Below are 17,973 nucleotides of genomic sequence, written 5' to 3'. Positions count from 1 at the left end.
CACAAGGTGCACGGCGGCGCGATGGTGGAGGGGTCGATGACTCAGGGGGCCGGTCAAGGACCCGCGGCACGGACCACGGCGGCGATCCCGCCCTTCCCCGGGTACGCCGCGCCTCCTCCGCTGCCTCCGTACGCCCAGTCGGCGCCACCGGTGCAGCCGCCCATGGACGCTCCGGACGGCTACACCCCGACCGAGCGTGACCTCCCGGTGATCGGCCGCGGCGCCCCCGAGGACGTCCCGACCGTCGCCCTCACGCCGCTCCCCGAGCCGCACGCGCCCACCGCGCAGACCGGCCCCGGGCCGCTCTACGTCGTGGGCGACGTCCACGGCTACCTCGACGAGCTGTGCGAGGCGCTCTTCGCCCAGGGCCTCATCGACGAGAACGCCAGCTGGTGCGCCGGCAACACCCGTCTGTGGTTCCTCGGCGACTTCACCGACCGCGGCCCCGACGGCGTCGGTGTGATCGATCTCGTGATGCGGCTGTCCGCCGAGGCCGCGGCCGCGGGCGGCTACTGCAAGGCCCTGATGGGCAATCACGAGCTGCTGCTCATCGGCGCCAAGCGGTTCGCCGACACCCCGGTCAACTCCGGCGCCGGTACCGCCTCCTTCCAGGCGGCCTGGCTGCTCAACGGCGGCCAGCGCGCCGACATGGAGCGCCTGGAGGACCACCACCTGCAGTGGATGTCGCGGCTGGACGCCATGGCCCAGGAGGACGGGCACCTGCTCGTGCACTCCGACACCACCGCCTACCTCGAGTTCGGCGATTCCATCGAGGCCGTCAACGACGCGATCACCGAGGCCCTCCAGCGCAACGACCCCGACGAGTGCTGGGACCTCTTCCGCAAGTTCACCAAGCGGTTCGCGTTCCGGGACGAGGCCGGCCCGATGGCCGTGCGGGAGCTGCTCGACACCTACGGCGGCGGCCGGATCGTCCACGGGCACAGTCCGATTCCGTATCTTCTGGGTGAAGTCGGCGCCGAGGACGAGGACGGCGAGGGCGGCGGCACGCCGGTGGTCGACGGCCCTCATCTCTACGCGGACGGGCTGGCCCTGGCGATGGACGGCGGCGTGACGATGGCCGGAAAACTGCTGGTCGTGCAACTTCCGCTGAGCGGCTGAGGGTTCAGCAGGCGGGCGTCAGGGCAGGTAGGGAGTTCCACCGCAGCGGGGTAATTCGGGAAACACACTGTCACCCCGTGCCGGAACGGCTCTACCATCGGCTTATCCGTAGCAGGCTCTCCTCCGTTTCCGCCCACTGCCCGGTGTAAGCCGGCAAGAAGGCCCTACGGAGCATCGGGGGATGCACATGAACAGCGTTCCGCACCTGCTGGCCGAGGACCGCCCGGAATTCGAGCGTGTTGTCGACCAGGCGTTGCGTACCGCCGACCATGACCCGGAACTGGCCGCCGCGATAGGACAGCGGCTCAATGCGGAACAGTTGCGCGCCATGGCTCTCGACGCCATGTCCGCCATCTCGGCATGTGCGACTGTCGAATACCAGAACTACATAAAGGCGCGCGAAGCCCTGCGCGCGCTCTCTTCCCGAAAGCGCCGCCAGCCCGTGAGCGCCGGCGGCGCGCACGGCGAGGAGAGCGCCCCCGAAGGCGTCGCGGCCCCGGCCGCCCCGGATGACGCGACCATAGGGACCGCCGGCGCGGGCGCCGGTGCCGTGATCGCCGTCCTGGCCCCGGTCCTCGCCGGTATCGCCGCCCTGCTCTTCCTGGTGATCGGCTATGTGCTGCACACGATCGGAACGGACGCGACCGTCGCGGACCCCATGATCACCACGGGGTGGTGGTTCGCCGGTCTCACGGCCGCGGGAGCGTTCGTCGCCATGGTCGCCATGGTCCTCACGGCCCTGCGCAACGGCGTCGGCGCGGGCAGTGACGCGCGCGGGGTCGGCCTGACGGAAGAGGTCGACCGGGCCAGGGAAGCCTGGCGGCAGGCGCTCATCCACCGCGGGATACTGCCCTTCCTCCGCGAGGCGCTCGGCGGTCCCCCGGGCTCCCCCGCCGCCTCGCCGAAGCCCTTCGTCCCCAGACTTCCCGGCGGTCCCAGCCGCACCCCGCAGCTGGGTTATTCCCGTCCGGGCTTCACCAGCCCCGACAGTGAGTCCTCCCCCAGCCCCCGACCCAGCTACACCAGTCCCGACTTCACCAGTCCCGACTACGGGGGCCCGGACCACAACAGCCCCAACCGCCGGCCGAAGTGACCGGCCGGGCGACAGGCCCCGCGGCCGGGTGAGACGCCCGCTGAGCGCCCGTGAAGGGAGGCCCCGGCTGTTGCCGGGGCCTCCCTTCACGCCACCGCGGGGGCCCGCTCAGCGGGCCGTCAGTCGGCGATCGGCAGGTAGACGCGGTTGCCCGCCGCCGCGAACTCCTTGGACTTCTCCGCCATGCCCGCCGCGGGGTCCACGGCGAGATCGCCGCCGTGCTCGCGCCGGATGTCCTGAGAGATCTTCATGGAGCAGAACTTCGGCCCGCACATGGAACAGAAGTGCGCGGTCTTCGCCGGTTCCGCCGGCAGCGTCTCGTCGTGGAAGGCGCGGGCGGTGTCCGGGTCGAGGGCCAGGTTGAACTGGTCCTCCCAGCGGAACTCGAAGCGCGCGTCCGACAGCGCGTCGTCCCACTCCTGCGCGCCCGGGTGGCCCTTGGCCAGGTCCGCCGCGTGGGCCGCGATCTTGTAGGTGATCACGCCGGTCTTGACGTCGTCGCGGTCCGGCAGGCCCAGGTGCTCCTTGGGCGTGACGTAGCAGAGCATCGCCGTGCCCCACCAGGCGATCATCGCCGCGCCGATCCCGGAGGTGATGTGGTCGTACGCGGGCGCCACATCGGTCGTCAGCGGGCCGAGTGTGTAGAACGGCGCCTCCTCGCAGATCTCCTGCTGGAGGTCGATGTTCTCCTTGATCTTGTGCATCGGGACGTGCCCGGGGCCCTCGATCATCGTCTGGACGTGGTGCCGCTTGGCGATCGTGTTCAGCTCGCCGAGCGTCTTCAGCTCCGCGAACTGCGCCTCGTCGTTGGCGTCCGCGATGGAGCCGGGGCGCAGCCCGTCGCCGAGGGAGTACGTCACGTCGTACGCGGCGAGGATGTCGCAGAGTTCCTCGAAGTTTTCGTAGAGGAACGACTCCTTGTGGTGCGCCAGGCACCAGGCCGCCATGATCGAGCCGCCGCGCGAGACGATGCCGGTCTTGCGGCGGGCCGTGAGCGGGACGTAGCGCAGCAGCACGCCCGCGTGGACGGTCATGTAGTCCACGCCCTGCTCGGCCTGCTCGATGACCGTGTCCTTGTAGATCTCCCAGGTGAGCTCCTCGGCCTTGCCGTCGACCTTCTCCAGCGCCTGGTAGAGCGGCACGGTGCCGATCGGCACGGGGGAGTTGCGCAGCACCCACTCACGGGTGGTGTGGATGTTGCGGCCGGTGGAGAGGTCCATGACCGTGTCGGCGCCCCAGCGGGTCGCCCAGGTCATCTTCTCCACCTCCTCCTCGATCGAGGAGGTGACGGCGGAGTTGCCGATGTTGGCGTTCACCTTCACCAGGAACTTCTTGCCGATGATCATCGGCTCGATCTCCGGGTGGTTCACATTGGCCGGGAGCACGGCCCGGCCGGCCGCGATCTCCTCGCGGACGGTCTCGGGCGAAACGTTTTCCCGGAGGGCCACGTACTCCATCTCCGGGGTGACCTCACCCCGGCGGGCGTACGCGAGCTGGGTCACCGCGGTGCCGGCCCGGCCCCGGCGGGGCTGGCGCGGACGCCCGGGGAAGACCGCGTCGAGGTTCTTCAGCCCCCCGCGCGGCGACGTGTGCTTGAGGCCGTCGTCCTCGGGGCGCATCGGGCGCCCCGCGTACTCCTCGGTGTCACCGCGGCCGATGATCCAGTTCTCCCGCAGCGGCGGGAGGCCGCGCCGGACGTCCGTCTCGACGGCCGGGTCGGTGTACGGGCCGGAGGTGTCGTACAGCCGTACGTCCTGCCCGTTGGTGAGATGCACCCGCCGCACCGGAACCCTGAGGTCCGGTCGCGAGCCGGTCACGTAGTCCTTGTGCCAGCCGATCCGGCCGTTTTCGGACGTGCGTGCATCCTGCGAGGTCATGAGACCAGAACTCCCTACGCCGGCATTACCCGGTAACAGGTTCGGCGGTCGACGCAGCGATTTTCCGTACACGTGCGTACACGCACTACGGAGGTCAGCGCCCTCTCAGCCCGGTGCTCCGAGCTCCCGCGATTGCAAAGGTGCCACCACGCTAGCGCTTCCCCGGCCCGGAGGGCCAGGGGGGCTTGCGATGATCGGGGCGTGACCCCCGAGAACCGCTCCCCCCACGAGCCCACCCCTGCACACCCGCCCAGCTCGTCGCACAGCCACGGACATGCGCACGCGCACAGCCACGGACCGGCCAAACCGGTCTCCGCCCACCTCCGCAAGGTGATCGCGGCGGTCCTCATCCCGTTCGCCGCCGCGGTGCTCACCGGACTCGCCGTGCTGTGGCCCGGCGGCGCGCCGGACCACCCGCACTCCGGTCTCGGCCTCGACCGGCAGACCGAGTCCGGGCGGGTAGTCAAGATTGAAGAGATGGACTGCACCAAGGCCGGCGCCGCGCCGCAGCAGCCGGTGCGGCAGCAGCCGGGCGGGGAGGGCGGGCCGCCTCCACCGCCCCGAGGGCCCTGCGAGAAATCGGAGATCGAGGTCACCTCCGGCCCTCACAAGGGCCGCACGTTCACCGAGCTCGTCCAGCCGACGGCCTCACGGCACTACTCCGTCGGCCAGAAGGTCATCCTCGCGTACGCCCCCAAGGCGCCCGAGAAACTCCAGTACTCGGTCACGGACGTGGACCGGACGCTGCCCATAGCGCTGCTCGCCGGGCTGTTCGCCCTCGCCGTCGTGGCGGTGGGCCGGCTGCGCGGCGTCTTCGCGCTGATCGCCCTGGTCATCAGCTTCGGTGTGCTGACGCTGTTCATCCTGCCGGCGATCCTCCAGGGGTCCGACCCGCTGGTGGTGGCCGTCATCGGCGGCAGCGCCATCATGCTGATCGCGCTTTACATGTGCCACGGACTCTCCGCCCGCACCTCCGTGGCGGTGGTCGGCACGCTCACCTCGCTGCTGCTCATCGGCCTCCTGGGCGCCCTCTTCACCGGCTGGGCGCACCTGACGGGCGACACCGACGACCAGACGGGGCTGGTCCACGGCCTCTACCCGCAGATCGAGATCCGCGGGCTGCTGCTCGCCGGCATCATCATCGGCTCGCTCGGCGTCCTGGACGACGTGACGGTCACGCAGACGTCCGCGGTCTGGGAGCTGAAGGAGGCCGACCCCGGCGCCGGTTGGCGCAAGCTCTACGGGGCGGCGATGCGCATCGGGCGGGACCACATCGCCTCGGTGGTCAATACGCTCGTGCTGGCGTACGCGGGTGCGTCGCTGCCGCTGTTGCTGCTGTTCTCCATCGCGGACAGCGGGGTGGGGACGGTCGCGACCAGCGAGATCGTCTCGGAGGAGATCGTCCGGACGCTCGTCGGCAGCATCGGTCTGGTGGCCTCGGTGCCGGTGACGACCGCGCTGGCGGCGCTCGTTGTCAGTGCCGACCGGCACACTGCGGGTACGAAGCCGGGTGCCAGGGGCAGGGCTTCGAAGGCTTCCCGGGGCGGCAGGCGGCGCCGCGCGAAGTGACGGGGGCACGGCTCACGGGGGTGGGGACATGTCGACAGTGGTCGGGGCGGCGCGGGTGAGTGCGGCGGCCGCCGCGGAGGCGGTGGTCACGGAGGCGGTGGTCACGGAGGCGGTGGTCACGGAGGCCCGGGGCGCGGCCGGCGCGGCGGCCCGGGCGACCGGTGACGCCGAGGCCGCGGCCGCCCGGGCACGAGGGCCGGCGGGGGCCGCGGCGGCTACGGTTCAGGGTCCGGCGGGATCCGCGGCTATCCAGGTCCGGGCGGTTGCCCGGACGGAGCGCCGGGAGCCGGTCGTCGCCCGACAACTGGCCGAAAAGCGGCCGGAGATCGTACGGGCCGGGGCGGAGGCGTCCGGGAACGCCGACCGCACGGTGGTGCTCAACGGCGCGGACGGGGGCTCCGCGCTGTTCGCGAAGGCCCCGGCGAGGGGCGGTACGGGCCGGGGCCCGGCGCGGCGGCTCCTCGTCGCCGGGAGCGCGGCGGGCCCGGAGGGCATGACAGAGGGCCCGGGCGCGGGTGTCCCGGGCGGAGGCGGCGGCGGGGGCCCGGCGGCGTCCGGGGCACCGGCGTCCGCACCCGGGGGTGCGGCCCCGCGTGTCGAGCGGGTGCCGATGCAGGAGACCGACGGTGTCCGGCGGGCCGGCGAAGGCATAGCGGGCCGCTAACCGGCGTTCTGCCCCTCGGTGTTGCCGGCGAGGATGTTGTCGAGCTCGGCGGCGAGGTCGTAGTCGAAGTCCGCGACCGTGCGCTCCTCGCCGAGGGGAGCGATGCGGTCGGTCCGGTCGAGGAACGCCACCAGGGGTGCCGCGCCGGCCCGGAAGAGTGCGCCCTCGGGGCCCACTTGCAGACGGATGAAGACGTCCGAGAGGTGCTCGGTCGAGGCGGGGGCAATATGCACATCGCCCTCGCCGGACGGCTGGCTGAGCCCGTCGAGGAGCAACTCACGGGCGAACGCCCAGGTCACGGGCGCGTCCCCCGGGAGGTGAAAGGTGAACTTCACCGCGTAGGGATCACTGCTGTCGTAGTCCAGCCCCACCGGAATCCGGAAGGACAGCTCCTCGGATACGAGGAAGGTCATGATCACTTCTGCCTGAACCGTTTCACGCATCGCCCAATGCCCCGATTCGTCGTTTTGGCCGGGATTGGCTCCTTATGCCTTTAAACGCCATCGTTCGACAGCATCCCGAGATCACAAGGAGTGACTTTTCAGATACCGATAGAGATCGAGAGTGAGCTTACGAGCTCTATGACTCTGGAGCGTAGCGACTCGACTACTGCATGGAGTCGTTCCACGGGATTCAAGGCAGAGAAATCGCCAATAACCGTCAACACCGACCTTGGGCGACGGTCGGAAAGGTTATGCCGACGGTGGGCGCGGTGACGTACTCCTGTCCGCCGCACACGGGTTGGAGCTGACGAATCGGTACGAAGCGGGACAGAGCGGGCCGTGAGGCCCGTGCGGCTACCAGTCGCCCTTCGACGACGAGGACGTGAACTTCTTGACGACGAAGATCAGACCGCCGATGAGCGCCACCAGCAGCAGCGCCTTGAAGGCCAGGGCGATGACCCAGCCCAGCACGCTCATGATCAGACTGCCGAACACCACGAGGACGAGGACCGGCACGGCGATCCACTTCACCCACCACGGGAGACCTTCGACAATCCCCTGCACAGCCATGTCGTCCTGCTTTCCGCTCGGTGGTTCCGGGGCCCCGCAGGAGCCCCGCTCTCGCTCTCGATGCTAGGACGGACAGCCGGGCCGCCGGGGGCCTCACGCCCCCCGTCCTCCCCTGACCGTTCCCCTACGGGACGCCGGGCCCGCGGCTCAGCTCTCCGGCGGAGAGAAGACGACGAGAACCCTCAGATCCTCGCTGACGTGGTGGAAGCGGTGCGTCTCACCGGCCGGGACGTACACCACGCTCCCCCGCGCGACCTCGGTCGTCTCCGCGCCCACGGTGATCGACGCCCGGCCGCTCATCACCATGTAGACCTCGTCCTGGGCGTGCGGGGTCTGCGGGTCGGTGTCCCCCGCGTTCAGCGCGTACAGCCCGACGGACATGTTCCGCTCCCGCACGAACTGCAGGTACGCACCGTCGTTGGCGGCCCGCTCGGCCTCCAGGTCATCCAGCCGGAACGCCTTCATCGCTTGCCCATCCTTCGTCGGCCGACCCCGTCTGCAACGATCTCACCATGAAGAATTTTGTAGTCAAGACGATCGCCAACGCGGCGGCCCTGGCCGTTGCGATCTGGCTGCTCAGGGGCATCACCCTGTCCGGCGAGAACACCGCGCGCAAGGTGCTCACGCTGTTCGGCGTCGCCCTCGTCTTCGGCGTGGTCAACTTCATCGTCAAGCCGCTCGTGAAGCTGCTGTCCCTCCCGCTCTTCATCCTGACCCTCGGCCTCATCACGCTGGTGATCAACGCGTTGATGCTGCTGCTGACGTCCTGGATCGCGGACAGCCTCGATCTCGCCTTCCACGTCGACGGGTTCTGGACGGCCCTGGTCGGCGGCGTGATCATCTCCGTCGTGGCGTGGGCGATGCATGTGATCCTGCCGGACGAGCAGGACTGACGCGGCCGGGGCAGCCGGCCCCGCCGCACGGCGGGGCGCGGCCCGCGGAAGGCGGCACACGGCCCGCGGACGGGGGGACACGACAGGACACACCGCACCACGGCCGGCCCGCGGGCGGGGCGGTCGGCAGAAACGTTTTCGTACCGGCAGGACCGCGACAGGACCGCGGCAGCGCCGACTGAACACGGGCAGGACCGACGGAGGGATCAGCACATGACAGGCGACGGCACACGGGTCGTACGGGCAGGTCTGCCGGAGCCGCGGCCGAACGAGCCCACGCTCCCCGGCCCGGCCTTCGCCGCCCACTTCCACCTCCCGGGCGAGGTCTCGGGCCCGTACACCTACGGCCGCGAGGCCAACCCCACCTGGACCGCCCTGGAAGAGGCCCTCAGCGAGCTGGAGGCCCCCGGAGGCGGGGCCGGCACCGTCGTCTTCCCCTCGGGCATGGCCGCGATCTCCGCCGTGCTCCTGTCCCGGCTGCGCCCCGGTGACACGGCCGTCCTGCCGAGCGACGGCTACCAGCTGCTGCCCGCGCTGCGTGAGCGCCTCGAAGGCTTCGGCGTCACCGTGCGGTCCGCGCCCACGGGCGGGGACGCCCAGCTCGCGGCGCTGGAGGGCGCGCGGCTGCTGTGGCTGGAGACGCCGTCCAACCCCGGCCTCGACGTGTGCGACATCCGCCGCCTCGCCGACGCCGCGCACCGCCGGGGCGCCCTCGTCGCCGTCGACAACACCCTGGCCACTCCGCTCGGCCAGCGCCCCCTCGAACTGGGCGCCGACTTCTCCGTGGCCAGCGGCACCAAGGCCCTCACCGGTCACGGCGATGTCCTGCTGGGCTATGTGACCTGCCTGGATCCGGAGCTCACCGCCGGCATCCGGGCCTGGCGCAAGATCACCGGCGCGATCCCGGGCCCCATGGAGTCCTGGCTCGCCCACCGCTCCCTCGCCACCCTCCAGCTGCGCGTGGACCGCCAGGCCGGGTCCGCCCTCGCCCTGGCCGAGGCGCTGCGCGACCGCCCCGAGGTGACCGGCCTGCGCCACCCCGGCCTGCCCACCGACCCCGCGCACGCGCTCGCCGCGCGGCAGATGCGCGGCGGACGATTCGGTTGCGTGGTTTCTTTCGTCCTTCCGGACCGCGCTCACGCGGAACGCTTTTTGTCCGCTCTGCGATTTGTCGACGAAGCGACGAGTTTCGGTGGAGTGCGGTCGACGGCGGAACGACGGGGGCGCTGGGGAGGAGATGCGGTGCCCGAAGGTTTCATTCGTTTCTCGGTAGGTGTAGAGGACACCGAGGATCTCGTCAACGACGTGTTGACCGCGCTGAATCAGGCGAAAGGATAAGGCGGCCGACGGCCCGGAAAAGGCCGTCGGTCCGACCTGCCGGGCAGCGTTTCCCGGTCGGCCCGGCAGCAGCCGGTAAGACCCGCACCGCACAGGCGGCCCTCACCGCGCAAGAGGTGAACCGGCCGATGAGGACGACGGAGGGGCACGGCGGCGGCGGGGTGGTGGTCGGGGCGCACATCCGCAGGTCAGACACACCACGGCAGGTGAAGACGGCTCGAGCCTCCCCCCTCTTGGCTCGAGCCGTCGCGGGCGGACGGTGACAACACGTCCGGCCGCGCGACCAAGGCTAGTTGACTCTGCGTCAGTGTCCAATCACGCTAGCGACACAGCCCTATCGACTTATTTATAGTTCGCGTACGACCGGGCAGCGTCGAGCCAGGGAGACAGCATGGATCTGGCCCTCTTACGCACATTTGTCACGGTGCACCGGGCCGGGTCCTTCACCCGGGCCGCGGCCCTCCTCGGGCTGTCCCAGCCCGCCGTCACCGGCCAGATACGGACGCTGGAGAAACAGCTGGGGCGGCCGCTCTTCCTCCGCCAGGCGCGCGGGGTGAGCCCCACGACCACGGGGCAGGAGCTCGCCCACAAGATCGCCCCGCACATCGACGCCCTCCTGGAGATCACCGAGGCGGATCTCGACGGGCCCGACCCCCACCGCACCCTGCACCTCGCCGGGCCGCCCGAGTTCACGGCCCTGCGCGCCCTGCCCGCCCTGACGCCCCTGATCAACAAGGGGCTCGCGGTGCGCACCGCGCACGGCACGGCCGAAGAGCTCTTCGAGAACCTCGCCGCAGGCCATCACGACCTCGTCATCACCACCTCCCGCCCCCGCGGCGGGCTGCTGACCGCGACCCCGCTCTGCGACGAGGAGCACGTGCTCGTGGCCGCGCCGCGCTGGGCGGCCCGCCTCGGGGGCGCGGCCGTCCTGCGCGACAAGGGCGCTCAGGCCCTGGAGAACCTGCCCGTCGTCGAGGTCCACGAGAGCCTCCCGCTCGTCTCCCGCTACTGGGCCAGCGTCTTCGACACCAAGCCGATCGCCTCGGGCAGCGTCATCACACCGGACCTGCGCGCCGTCCTCACGTGCGTCACCGCCGGGGCCGGGCTCGCGGTGCTGCCCCGGTACCTGTGCGCCGACGCCCTGGACACCGGAGAGGTCGTGGCCCTCCTGGACCCGCCCGTGCCCCCGCTGCGCACGTACTTCCTCGTCGTCCGCACGGGAACGCTCGCTCTTCCGCACCTCGCGCGGGCGCACGAGTGGCTGCTGCGCTGCGCCGTCTCCTGGTGAGAATGGGCCTCACCAGGGGGTTTCACCCGGTGCTCCACGCGGCAGATGTCCCCTATGACCGAACGCCCAGTGGTCAAGCGCACCGCCCGTGCCATTCTTCTCGACAGCACGGCCCACGACAGTACGGCCCTCGACAGCACAGCCCTTGACCGCGCGGCCGGCGGGCCGGGCGGTGCGCCCAGCCCCGCTCCGGGGCTCGAAATGATCGTGATCAAGCGCGTCAAGCCCGGTGAGGACCCGTACTGGATCACGCCCGGCGGGGGCATGGAGCCCGAGGATGCCACCGTCGTCGCCGCTCTGCACCGCGAGGTCGACGAGGAACTCGGCGCCAAGGTCGTCGATGTCGTGCCCGCCTTCGTCGACACGGTCTCGCACTCCACCCACCACGCGGCCCACGGCGTGAAGGTGCAGCACTTCTTCGTCTGCCGCCTCGCGTCGATGGATCTTTCGCTCCGCCACGGCCCCGAAGTGGACGAGCCGTGCGGGACGTACGACGTGGTCCGCATTCCGTTCACCCGGGCCGGGGTCACTTCGGTGAATCTGGTGCCGCCGTCCCTGCGCGCGTACTTGGAAGCGAACATCGAGGGCGTGCGGGCCCTGCTCGCTGACGACCTCGGCTGACGCGCGCCCCGCCCGTCCGGCCGTTCAGCCCCTGGTCCGTGCCATCAGCTCGTCGATCTCGTCATGCCTTATGCGGTGCGGCGGGATGCCGATGCCTTTCAGGGCGCTCACGCCGCTGCGGATCATGCCGGGCGGGCCGGACAGGTAGGCGTCGTAGGCGGGCCACGGCCCGTACTGCCGGATGACGTGCGGGAGTTGCCCGCTGAGGCGGCGGGTCGGGCTGTCGGAGACGACCGGGCGGACGGAGAGCCAGGGGTGCGACCGCTGGAGCCGCAGCATGGTGTCGATGTCGTAGAGGTCCCCGTCGTGCCGGGCGCCGTAGAAGACGTCCACGGGGCGGCGCCGCCCGTGCTCGGCGATGTCCTCGACCAGGGCCTTGATGGGGGCGATGCCGGTGCCGCCGCCCAGGCACAACAGGCCGTTGTCAGTGGTGTGGTCCACAATCATGGAACCGGCGGGGGGACCGAGGCGCAGCACATCGCCCGGGCGGGCGCGATGGACGAGCGCGTTGGAGACCCAGCCGGCCGGTACGGCTTTGACGTGGAAGGAGAGCAGCCCGTCCGAGCGGGGCGCGGCGGAGAAGGAGTAGTGCCGCCAGACGCGCGGCCACCAGGGGGTTTCCAGGCTGGTGTACTGCCCGGCGAGGAAGGGGTAGGGCTGGTCGGGCCGTACGGAGACGACGGCGATGTCCGGCGTCCGGCGTTCGTGGCTCACCACCTCGGCGTGCCACCAGGCGGGGGAGGTCGCCTCGTCCTCGGCGGCCGCGTCGATCATGATCTGTGAGATCGCGGTGTACACCCGGACCCAGGCGGCTTCGGTCGCCGCGTTCCAGGTGCCCGGGGCGTAGCGGGTGAGCGCCCCGATCAGGGCCTCGCCGACGGCCGGGTAGTGGGAGGGGAGCGTGCCGTACTTGCGGTGCCCACGGCCCAGCCGGCCCAGGTACGCGGTGAGGGTGGCGGTGTCGTCCGCGTGCCGGGCGGCGGCCAGCAGGGCGGTGAAGAGTCGGTCGCGCTGTACGTCCATGGCGGCGGGGAAGAGGGCACGCAGATCAGGGTGGCGGATGAACAGCAGCGCGTAGAAGTACGAGGTCACCTTGTCGGCGACGGGCTCGACTTCGGACAGGGTGCGGCGGATGAGCACGGTGTCCGGGGACGGTGCGGAAGGGGAGGGAGGGGAGGACGGGGAGGAAGAGGAGGAAGGGGCGGGCAGTTGACTGGTTCCCGGTGCAGCCGGGGAGGCGGGGGCCGGTGGGGGTGATGGGGCCGGAGTGGGCGGCGGCACGGGCTGGAAGGTGAAAGCTCCGTGAGGTTCCGGGGATTGGGGAGCAGCGAGTGACTCCTGCGAGGGCCTGCTCGGGGTGGGGGTCGGTGCAGGGGGCGATGCCGGTGCCGGTGCCGGTGCCGGTGGCCAGGGTGACGCGTCGGTCGACGGCTCCGGGGGGACCGGCTGCGGCGGCAACCACAGGGGCGGGCCGGCTGGTGGCTCGAAGGCGGGCGCCGGTGGGGTTTCGGCGCGCGTGACCGGCGGGGGGCCGGGCGGGGCCGGGGGCCAGGGGTCGGCCGGTATCGACGCCCAGAGTGACCGGTCGGCCGGTGGCTCGGGGGTGGGGGACGGAGGGGGTGACGGCGAAGGCTCGGCGCGCGTCCCCGACGGCAGGCCGGGCGGGACCGGGGGCCCCGGGTGGGGCGGTGCCGAGGACCAGGGCGACCGGCTCGCCGGTGGCTCCGAGGTGGTCGGCGGCGGAGGTTCTACGCCCGTGGCCGGCTGCGAGGCGGCTGGGGCTTCGGGCTCGCGAGGGGGCGGTGGCGGCATCGGCATCAGCGGTGCCGGTGACCACGGCGCCGGACCGGCCGGTGCCTCCGGGACGGGCCATGGAGCGGACCCGGCATCCGCGTCCGGCCGGGGATCGGGCGCGGCCTCGCGCCCGGGATCTGCCGGTGCCGGTGACCACGTCGGGGGGTCGGCCGGTGGCTCCGGGACGGGCCATGGACCGGGCCCGGCATCCGCGTCCGGCCGGGGATCGGGCGCGGCCTCGCGCCCGGGATCTGCCGGCGCCAGCGACCACGTCGGGGGGTCGGCGGGGGGCTCACCGCCCAGGGGCTGAGGCACATCCGGTGCGAGCCCGGGCCGCGCCGGCGTCGACATCGGCGTCGGCGTCGACATCGGTGACCACAGTGAGGCGGTGTCCGGTGGCTCATCGCCCCGGGTCCGCTGCGGGTCCGACATCGTCTCGGGCTCTGGCCCGCCCCCCGCCCCGGGCGGGACCGGCGTCGTCGGCGGCGACCAGAGGGGGCCGCCGGCCGGTGGTTCCGGGGCCGCCGACGGCCGGGCGGTCCGGGTGTCTTGTGGGGCCCGGGGTACTGGCCCGGACGTGGTCGGCGGCCGGACCGGCGGCTCCGGGGCCCCGGGCCACTCGGGCGCCTCCCCCTGGCCCGGCCATGGCCCCGCCGTCGCCGGGCGCCACGCGCTCCGGGGGGCGCCCCCTGGTGGCTGCTCGACCGGCCCGCCGGAACGGGGCTCCGGCACGGCCGGTGGTACCGCCGGCGGTGCGGGGACGGTCCGCGGACCGCTGTGCGGTTCGCCGGACGCCACCGGCGAAGGCGGTACGCCCTGTCCGTCGGCCTGCCTTCCCCGAGCCGGCGGCTCCCCGAGCCCCGGTGGCACGATCCCCGCAGTCGGCACGGCCCGCTGCCAAGCCCCCGGTTCCGGGTGCGGGGAGCGGTGCGGCGGGGGTTCGGCCGAGCGTTCGTGTTCCCGTGGTGGCGGCTGGTGGTGGTGGGACGAGGGGTTCGGGTGGTGCGGTAGACGCTCCACCCGCCCCTCGGGGCCGGTCCCACGGCGCGCGGCACCGGGCTCACGCGCTTCGTTCGGCCCCCCGTGCTCAGGGCCCCCGCGCTCAGAGCTGCCGGGCTTCGGCTTCCCCGGCGGGGTGAACCAGCCCCGATCGCCTCCGGTGGCGCCGCCGCCGCTGCCGCCATCGGCCGACGTGGTGGTCGGAGCGTCCTTCATCGTCTCGCCTCGAACATCTCTCGGTCGGTCCTCGCACTTCCGCCCACGTCGGATTCGTGCCGCGATTCCCCACTCCGTTCATGGGCGTTCATGGGCCGCTGTGCCGGTCCGCGCAGCATGCCACCTTCCGCACCGTCTCCGCTCAAATCACCGGAAGTCCGGGCGTGCGGGCCCATGTTGAGGCTAAACTCGGCCCGCTTCCGCGCGCCCGGCCATATCTGCACGGGTAAAACGGAGTTGACCATACCGGGCGGTCAGCGATCCGCAAGACGCGCGTTCGGGGCGCTCGTCGACCGTGGCCTTTACCGCGGGGCGCCGACCAATGCGTACGCCTCGCGGAGGTCCCGTCCGGCATAGGCGTGGGCGGCGATGTCCCGCACGTGGTGGTCCGCGTTCACCGCCACCGAGACCGGTACCACGGCGAACAGCAACGCGTCCGACATCGAGTCCCCGTACGCGACGCAGTCGGCGCGCCCCAGCCCGTACTCCGCGCAGAGTTCGTCCGCTATCCGCACCTTCGCTCCGGCGTCGAGAATGCCCGCCGGGTCCACCGGGTCCAGGAACGGGACCTCGGGCCAGCGTGACCCGTGGGCCGCGTCGACTCCCCAGGTCAGCAGGCGTTCCACAAAGAAGCCCGGCGACAGTGAGATCACCGCGGACCGTTCGCCGCGGGCCCGGATCTCCGCCCAGACGTCGGGGATGCCGTCCATCCACGGCGCGCCGTCGAACGCGGCCGCGATGCGGTCCTCGGTGAGTTCTCCCCACAGCTCGCACGCCAGCGCGGCGAAGCGGGCCGGGGTCAGTTCGCGCGCCGCGAAGGCCCGCTCCAGTTCGTCGATCTCCCGTTCCACGCCGAGCTGCCGGGATATCTCGACGGCCGCCGCCGACCCGTGCATCAGGGTTCCGTCCATATCGAACAAGTGCAGTCTGGTCACAGTTCCCGAGGGTAGGCGCACCGCGCTCGGCAACCCCGGCGGACCCGGCCCCGTGCGAACACCCGGTGAGGACGGGAGGTCCTCACCGGGTGTGTGTGGGCCCGCGCGTTCAGCCGCCCAGGACCTCCGCGATCGCCCCGGCCGCGAGGCCGTGATCCTGCTCGGGTGCCCCGCCGCCCACGCCGACCGCGCCGATCAGCCGGCCGTCGCGGTGCAGGGGCACGCCGCCCGCGATGAAGAGCAGCGGCCGGTCGAGGGCGGTCGGCAGCGTGTGGAAGAGCCCGCCGGGCTGCACGGCGTCGACCAGGTCGGCGGTCGGCGCGCCCAGCTGGAGGGCGGTGAACGCCTTGCGGGTGCTCGTCTCCCCGGCGATCAGCACGGCGCGGTCGTCCCGGCGGAAGGCCAGCAGGTGGCCGCCCGCATCAAGGACGGTGACGGCGATCCGTACGCCCTGCGCGTCGGCGGCGCGGCGGGCGGCGGTGACGAGGGCGTCCGCGTCCTGCGTGGTCAGGGGGAGGACAGGGGTGGGGGCGGTCATGGGTGGTGCTCCTATAGCTGTGTTCAGAGGGTGTTGCGGTGGTTCAGGTGAGGCCGGGGTGGTCGGGCAGCCCGCCGGAGGACGTCAGCGGCCCGCCGTGACCGGCTCGGGGCTCGGAGCGGCCGCCGAACCGGCGGCGATGAGCCCGCCCCGCCCGGCCGTCCGCCGCTCCAGGGACGCGGACAGCACCGCCAGGCCGAGCGCGGAGGCGGCCATCAGGGCGCCGACCCAGTTGGGCGCGGTGTAGCCGAACCCGGCGGAGATGACCAGGCCGCCGAGCCAGGCCGCGATGGCGTTGCCGAGGTTGAAGGCGCCGATGTTCACGGCGGAGGCGAGCGTCGGGGCGTCGGCGGTCTGGTCCAGGACGCGCTTCTGCAGGGGCGGCACGGAGGCGAAGCCGAAGGCACCGATCAGGGGGACGACGACCGCGGTGGCGATCTTGTCGTGCGTGGCGAGCGGCAGCAGGGCCAGGGTGACGGCGAGGGCGGTGAGCGAGACGTACAGCATGGGCATCAGCGCCCGGTCCGCGTACCGGCCGCCGACCAGGTTGCCCACGACCATGCCGAGGCCGAAGAGGACGAGCAGCCAGGTGACGGAGGAGGGCGCGAAGCCGGCGGCGTCGGTCATCATCGGGGTCAGGTAGGTGCTCATGGTGAAGACGCCGCCGAAGCCCAGCACGGTCATCGCCATCGCGAGCAGCACCTGCGGGTTCCGGAAGGCGGCCAGTTCGCCGCTGACGCGGGTCCGCTCCGGGCGGGGCATCGGCGGCACGAGGGCCGCGATGCCGAGGACGGCGAACACGCCGAGCGCGGCGATGATGAAGAAGGTGACGCGCCAGCCGGCGCTCTGGCCGACCATGGTGCCCAGCGGCACGCCCACCACGTTGGCGACGGTCAGGCCGGTGAACATCATCGCGAGGGCGCCCGCCTTCTTGTGCGGGGCGACGAGCCCGGCGGCGACGATCGAGCCGATGCCGAAGAACGCGCCGTGGGCGAGCGAGGCGACGATCCGGCCGGCCAGCATCACCCCGAAGACGGGGGCCACGGCGGAGAGGACGTTGCCCGCGACGAACAGCCCCATCAGGGCCATCAGCATCCGCTTGCGGGAGACCCGGCTGCCCACGATGGCGAGGATCGGCGCGCCGATGACGACGCCCAGCGCGTAGCCGGTGGTCAGGAAGCCTGCGGTGGGGATCGAGACGCCGAAGTCGTCCGCGATCTCGGGGAGGAGCCCGGAGGTCACGAATTCGGTGGTGCCGATACCGAAGGCGCCGATGGCGAGCGCCAGCAGTGCGAGAGGCATGACGGTTTCCTTCAGAAGCGCAGAGAAGAGGGGAGGGACCCCGAGCACCTACTTCATTGCAGGCGGCCCTTACGAGCGTCCACAATAATTGCAGACGCTGGTTACTTGCAAGCGCGGGCTATTGCGGTAGCGCAGTATCCTGTCCGTACGGCCTCGGATCGCACGGGGGAGCCGCCTTACCGGGCGGTCGCGTGCGCCGTCCCCGTCCGTACATCCGCAAAGGAGGGCTCCCCATGTCCGACACCCCGGACCCCGCTCTGCTCGGCCTGGCCCAGGGCTGGTGCGCGCTCTCGGCGCTGCACGGCCGGATCGAGGCGCACATCGAGCGCGCCCTCCAGGCCCGGCACGAGCTGAGCGTCCGCGAGTTCTCCGTCCTCGACGTCCTCAGCCGGCAGCACGCCGGCGAGGGCGGCCACCTGCGGATGAACCAGGTCGCCGACTCTGTCGTCCTCAGCCAGAGCGCGACGACCCGCCTGGTCAACCGCCTGGAGGACCGCGGCCTGCTCACCCGCTACCTCTGCCTCACCGACCGCCGCGGCATCTACACCGACGTCACGGACGCGGGCCTCGCCCTCCTCGCGGAGGCCCGGCCCACGAACGACACCGCTCTGCGCGAGGCCCTGGAAGAGGCGTCCCGGCGGCCCGAGCTGGCTCCGCTGGTCGCCGCCGTCGAGTCGCTCGCACCGGCGGTATAGCGCTTCACGGGGTCTCCTG

General features: G+C 72.0%; 17 protein-coding genes and 1 riboswitch. Of the genes, 9 read left to right on the top strand and 8 right to left on the bottom strand.

Annotated features, from left to right (window positions below; genetic code table 11):
- Positions 1-21 precede the first annotated feature (21 nt).
- The gene (locus ABZ951_RS16085) at positions 22-1,119 is read left to right on the top strand and encodes a metallophosphoesterase (protein ID WP_344085294.1); all 1,098 of its coding nucleotides are present in this window, start codon (positions 22-24) and stop codon (positions 1,117-1,119) included.
- A 181-nt stretch (positions 1,120-1,300) separates the two neighbouring features.
- Positions 1,301-2,212, top strand: a complete 912-nt coding sequence (locus ABZ951_RS16080) for a hypothetical protein (protein ID WP_344084874.1) — start codon at positions 1,301-1,303, stop codon at positions 2,210-2,212.
- Between the two features lie 119 nt (positions 2,213-2,331).
- On the opposite strand, the gene thiC is transcribed toward ABZ951_RS16080, so the two are convergent.
- A complete protein-coding gene (gene thiC, locus ABZ951_RS16075; RefSeq protein ID WP_344084877.1) occupies positions 2,332-4,089 on the bottom strand; it encodes a phosphomethylpyrimidine synthase ThiC in 1,758 nt (585 codons plus the stop codon).
- A riboswitch (TPP riboswitch) is annotated at positions 4,083-4,229 on the bottom strand. It overlaps the preceding gene by 7 nt.
- Before the next feature lie 61 nt (positions 4,230-4,290).
- On the opposite strand from thiC, the gene ABZ951_RS16070 reads away from it, so the two are divergent.
- Positions 4,291-5,658 (top strand): YibE/F family protein, encoded by a 1,368-nt coding sequence (locus ABZ951_RS16070; protein WP_344084880.1) that lies wholly within the window; start codon positions 4,291-4,293, stop codon positions 5,656-5,658.
- Between the two features lie 28 nt (positions 5,659-5,686).
- Positions 5,687-6,322, top strand: a complete 636-nt coding sequence (locus tag ABZ951_RS16065) for a hypothetical protein (RefSeq protein ID WP_361280053.1) — start codon at positions 5,687-5,689, stop codon at positions 6,320-6,322.
- On the opposite strand, the gene ABZ951_RS16060 is transcribed toward ABZ951_RS16065, so the two are convergent.
- From ABZ951_RS16060 to ABZ951_RS16050, 3 genes are all read right to left on the bottom strand, one after another.
- Entirely contained in the window at positions 6,319-6,765 is a 447-nt protein-coding gene (locus tag ABZ951_RS16060) for an SsgA family sporulation/cell division regulator (RefSeq protein WP_344084886.1), read from the bottom strand. The genes ABZ951_RS16065 and ABZ951_RS16060 overlap by 4 nt on opposite strands.
- A 354-nt stretch (positions 6,766-7,119) precedes the next feature.
- A complete protein-coding gene (locus ABZ951_RS16055) occupies positions 7,120-7,335 on the bottom strand; it encodes a DUF5326 family protein (protein ID WP_344084889.1) in 216 nt (71 codons plus the stop codon).
- 147 nt (positions 7,336-7,482) lie between these two features.
- Positions 7,483-7,800, bottom strand: a complete 318-nt coding sequence (locus ABZ951_RS16050) for a cupin domain-containing protein (RefSeq protein WP_344084892.1) — start codon at positions 7,798-7,800, stop codon at positions 7,483-7,485.
- A 47-nt stretch (positions 7,801-7,847) separates the two neighbouring features.
- Between ABZ951_RS16050 and ABZ951_RS16045 the strand changes: the two genes are divergently transcribed.
- The 4 genes from ABZ951_RS16045 to ABZ951_RS16030 all read left to right on the top strand — a co-directional run bounded on the left by ABZ951_RS16045 (position 7,848) and on the right by ABZ951_RS16030 (position 11,475).
- Positions 7,848-8,228 carry a phage holin family protein gene (locus tag ABZ951_RS16045; protein WP_344084895.1) on the top strand — a complete coding sequence of 127 codons (381 nt, stop codon included), beginning with the start codon at positions 7,848-7,850 and terminating at the stop codon, positions 8,226-8,228.
- Between the two features lie 213 nt (positions 8,229-8,441).
- Positions 8,442-9,566: a cystathionine gamma-lyase gene (locus ABZ951_RS16040; protein ID WP_344084898.1), complete on the top strand. Its 1,125-nt coding sequence runs from the start codon at positions 8,442-8,444 to the stop codon at positions 9,564-9,566.
- A gap of 391 nt (positions 9,567-9,957) precedes the next feature.
- Positions 9,958-10,854 carry a LysR family transcriptional regulator gene (locus tag ABZ951_RS16035; RefSeq protein WP_344084901.1) on the top strand — a complete coding sequence of 299 codons (897 nt, stop codon included), beginning with the start codon at positions 9,958-9,960 and terminating at the stop codon, positions 10,852-10,854.
- Between the two features lie 201 nt (positions 10,855-11,055).
- The gene (locus tag ABZ951_RS16030; protein ID WP_344085297.1) at positions 11,056-11,475 is read left to right on the top strand and encodes an NUDIX domain-containing protein; all 420 of its coding nucleotides are present in this window, start codon (positions 11,056-11,058) and stop codon (positions 11,473-11,475) included.
- Between the two features lie 24 nt (positions 11,476-11,499).
- Here ABZ951_RS16030 and ABZ951_RS16025 read toward each other — a convergent pair whose 3' ends face one another.
- The 4 genes from ABZ951_RS16025 to ABZ951_RS16010 form a co-directional block, all read right to left on the bottom strand.
- Positions 11,500-13,041 carry a globin domain-containing protein gene (locus tag ABZ951_RS16025; RefSeq protein WP_361280064.1) on the bottom strand — a complete coding sequence of 514 codons (1,542 nt, stop codon included), beginning with the start codon at positions 13,039-13,041 and terminating at the stop codon, positions 11,500-11,502.
- A 1,745-nt stretch (positions 13,042-14,786) separates the two neighbouring features.
- Complete coding sequence (locus ABZ951_RS16020) at positions 14,787-15,419, bottom strand: haloacid dehalogenase-like hydrolase (RefSeq protein ID WP_344084904.1); 633 nt, start codon at positions 15,417-15,419, stop codon at positions 14,787-14,789.
- 109 nt (positions 15,420-15,528) lie between these two features.
- Positions 15,529-15,957 carry a heme-binding protein gene (locus ABZ951_RS16015; protein WP_344084907.1) on the bottom strand — a complete coding sequence of 143 codons (429 nt, stop codon included), beginning with the start codon at positions 15,955-15,957 and terminating at the stop codon, positions 15,529-15,531.
- Positions 15,958-16,041: 84 nt separating this feature from the next.
- Positions 16,042-17,259 (bottom strand): MFS transporter, encoded by a 1,218-nt coding sequence (locus ABZ951_RS16010; RefSeq protein ID WP_344084911.1) that lies wholly within the window; start codon positions 17,257-17,259, stop codon positions 16,042-16,044.
- A 233-nt stretch (positions 17,260-17,492) separates the two neighbouring features.
- On the opposite strand from ABZ951_RS16010, the gene ABZ951_RS16005 reads away from it, so the two are divergent.
- The gene (locus ABZ951_RS16005; protein ID WP_344084914.1) at positions 17,493-17,954 is read left to right on the top strand and encodes a MarR family transcriptional regulator; all 462 of its coding nucleotides are present in this window, start codon (positions 17,493-17,495) and stop codon (positions 17,952-17,954) included.
- Positions 17,955-17,973: the final 19 nt, after the last annotated feature.

Source organism: Streptomyces sp. NPDC046215 (assembly GCF_040646215.1).
Taxonomy (GTDB): Bacteria; Actinomycetota; Actinomycetes; order Streptomycetales; family Streptomycetaceae; genus Streptomyces; species Streptomyces stramineus.
This window is presented reverse-complemented; position numbering and strand designations above follow the sequence as displayed.

Coding starts and splice junctions, on each gene's coding strand:
- ABZ951_RS16085 (WP_344085294.1), top strand. CDS start 22: ATGGTGGAGGGGTCGATGACTCAGGGGGCCGGTCAAGGACCCGCGGCA.
- ABZ951_RS16080 (WP_344084874.1), top strand. CDS start 1,301: ATGCACATGAACAGCGTTCCGCACCTGCTGGCCGAGGACCGCCCGGAA.
- thiC (WP_344084877.1), bottom strand. CDS start 4,089: ATGACCTCGCAGGATGCACGCACGTCCGAAAACGGCCGGATCGGCTGG.
- ABZ951_RS16065 (WP_361280053.1), top strand. CDS start 5,687: ATGTCGACAGTGGTCGGGGCGGCGCGGGTGAGTGCGGCGGCCGCCGCG.
- ABZ951_RS16060 (WP_344084886.1), bottom strand. CDS start 6,765: ATGCGTGAAACGGTTCAGGCAGAAGTGATCATGACCTTCCTCGTATCC.
- ABZ951_RS16055 (WP_344084889.1), bottom strand. CDS start 7,335: ATGGCTGTGCAGGGGATTGTCGAAGGTCTCCCGTGGTGGGTGAAGTGG.
- ABZ951_RS16050 (WP_344084892.1), bottom strand. CDS start 7,800: ATGAAGGCGTTCCGGCTGGATGACCTGGAGGCCGAGCGGGCCGCCAAC.
- ABZ951_RS16045 (WP_344084895.1), top strand. CDS start 7,848: ATGAAGAATTTTGTAGTCAAGACGATCGCCAACGCGGCGGCCCTGGCC.
- ABZ951_RS16040 (WP_344084898.1), top strand. CDS start 8,442: ATGACAGGCGACGGCACACGGGTCGTACGGGCAGGTCTGCCGGAGCCG.
- ABZ951_RS16035 (WP_344084901.1), top strand. CDS start 9,958: ATGGATCTGGCCCTCTTACGCACATTTGTCACGGTGCACCGGGCCGGG.
- ABZ951_RS16030 (WP_344085297.1), top strand. CDS start 11,056: ATGATCGTGATCAAGCGCGTCAAGCCCGGTGAGGACCCGTACTGGATC.
- ABZ951_RS16015 (WP_344084907.1), bottom strand. CDS start 15,957: ATGACCGCCCCCACCCCTGTCCTCCCCCTGACCACGCAGGACGCGGAC.
- ABZ951_RS16010 (WP_344084911.1), bottom strand. CDS start 17,259: ATGCCTCTCGCACTGCTGGCGCTCGCCATCGGCGCCTTCGGTATCGGC.
- ABZ951_RS16005 (WP_344084914.1), top strand. CDS start 17,493: ATGTCCGACACCCCGGACCCCGCTCTGCTCGGCCTGGCCCAGGGCTGG.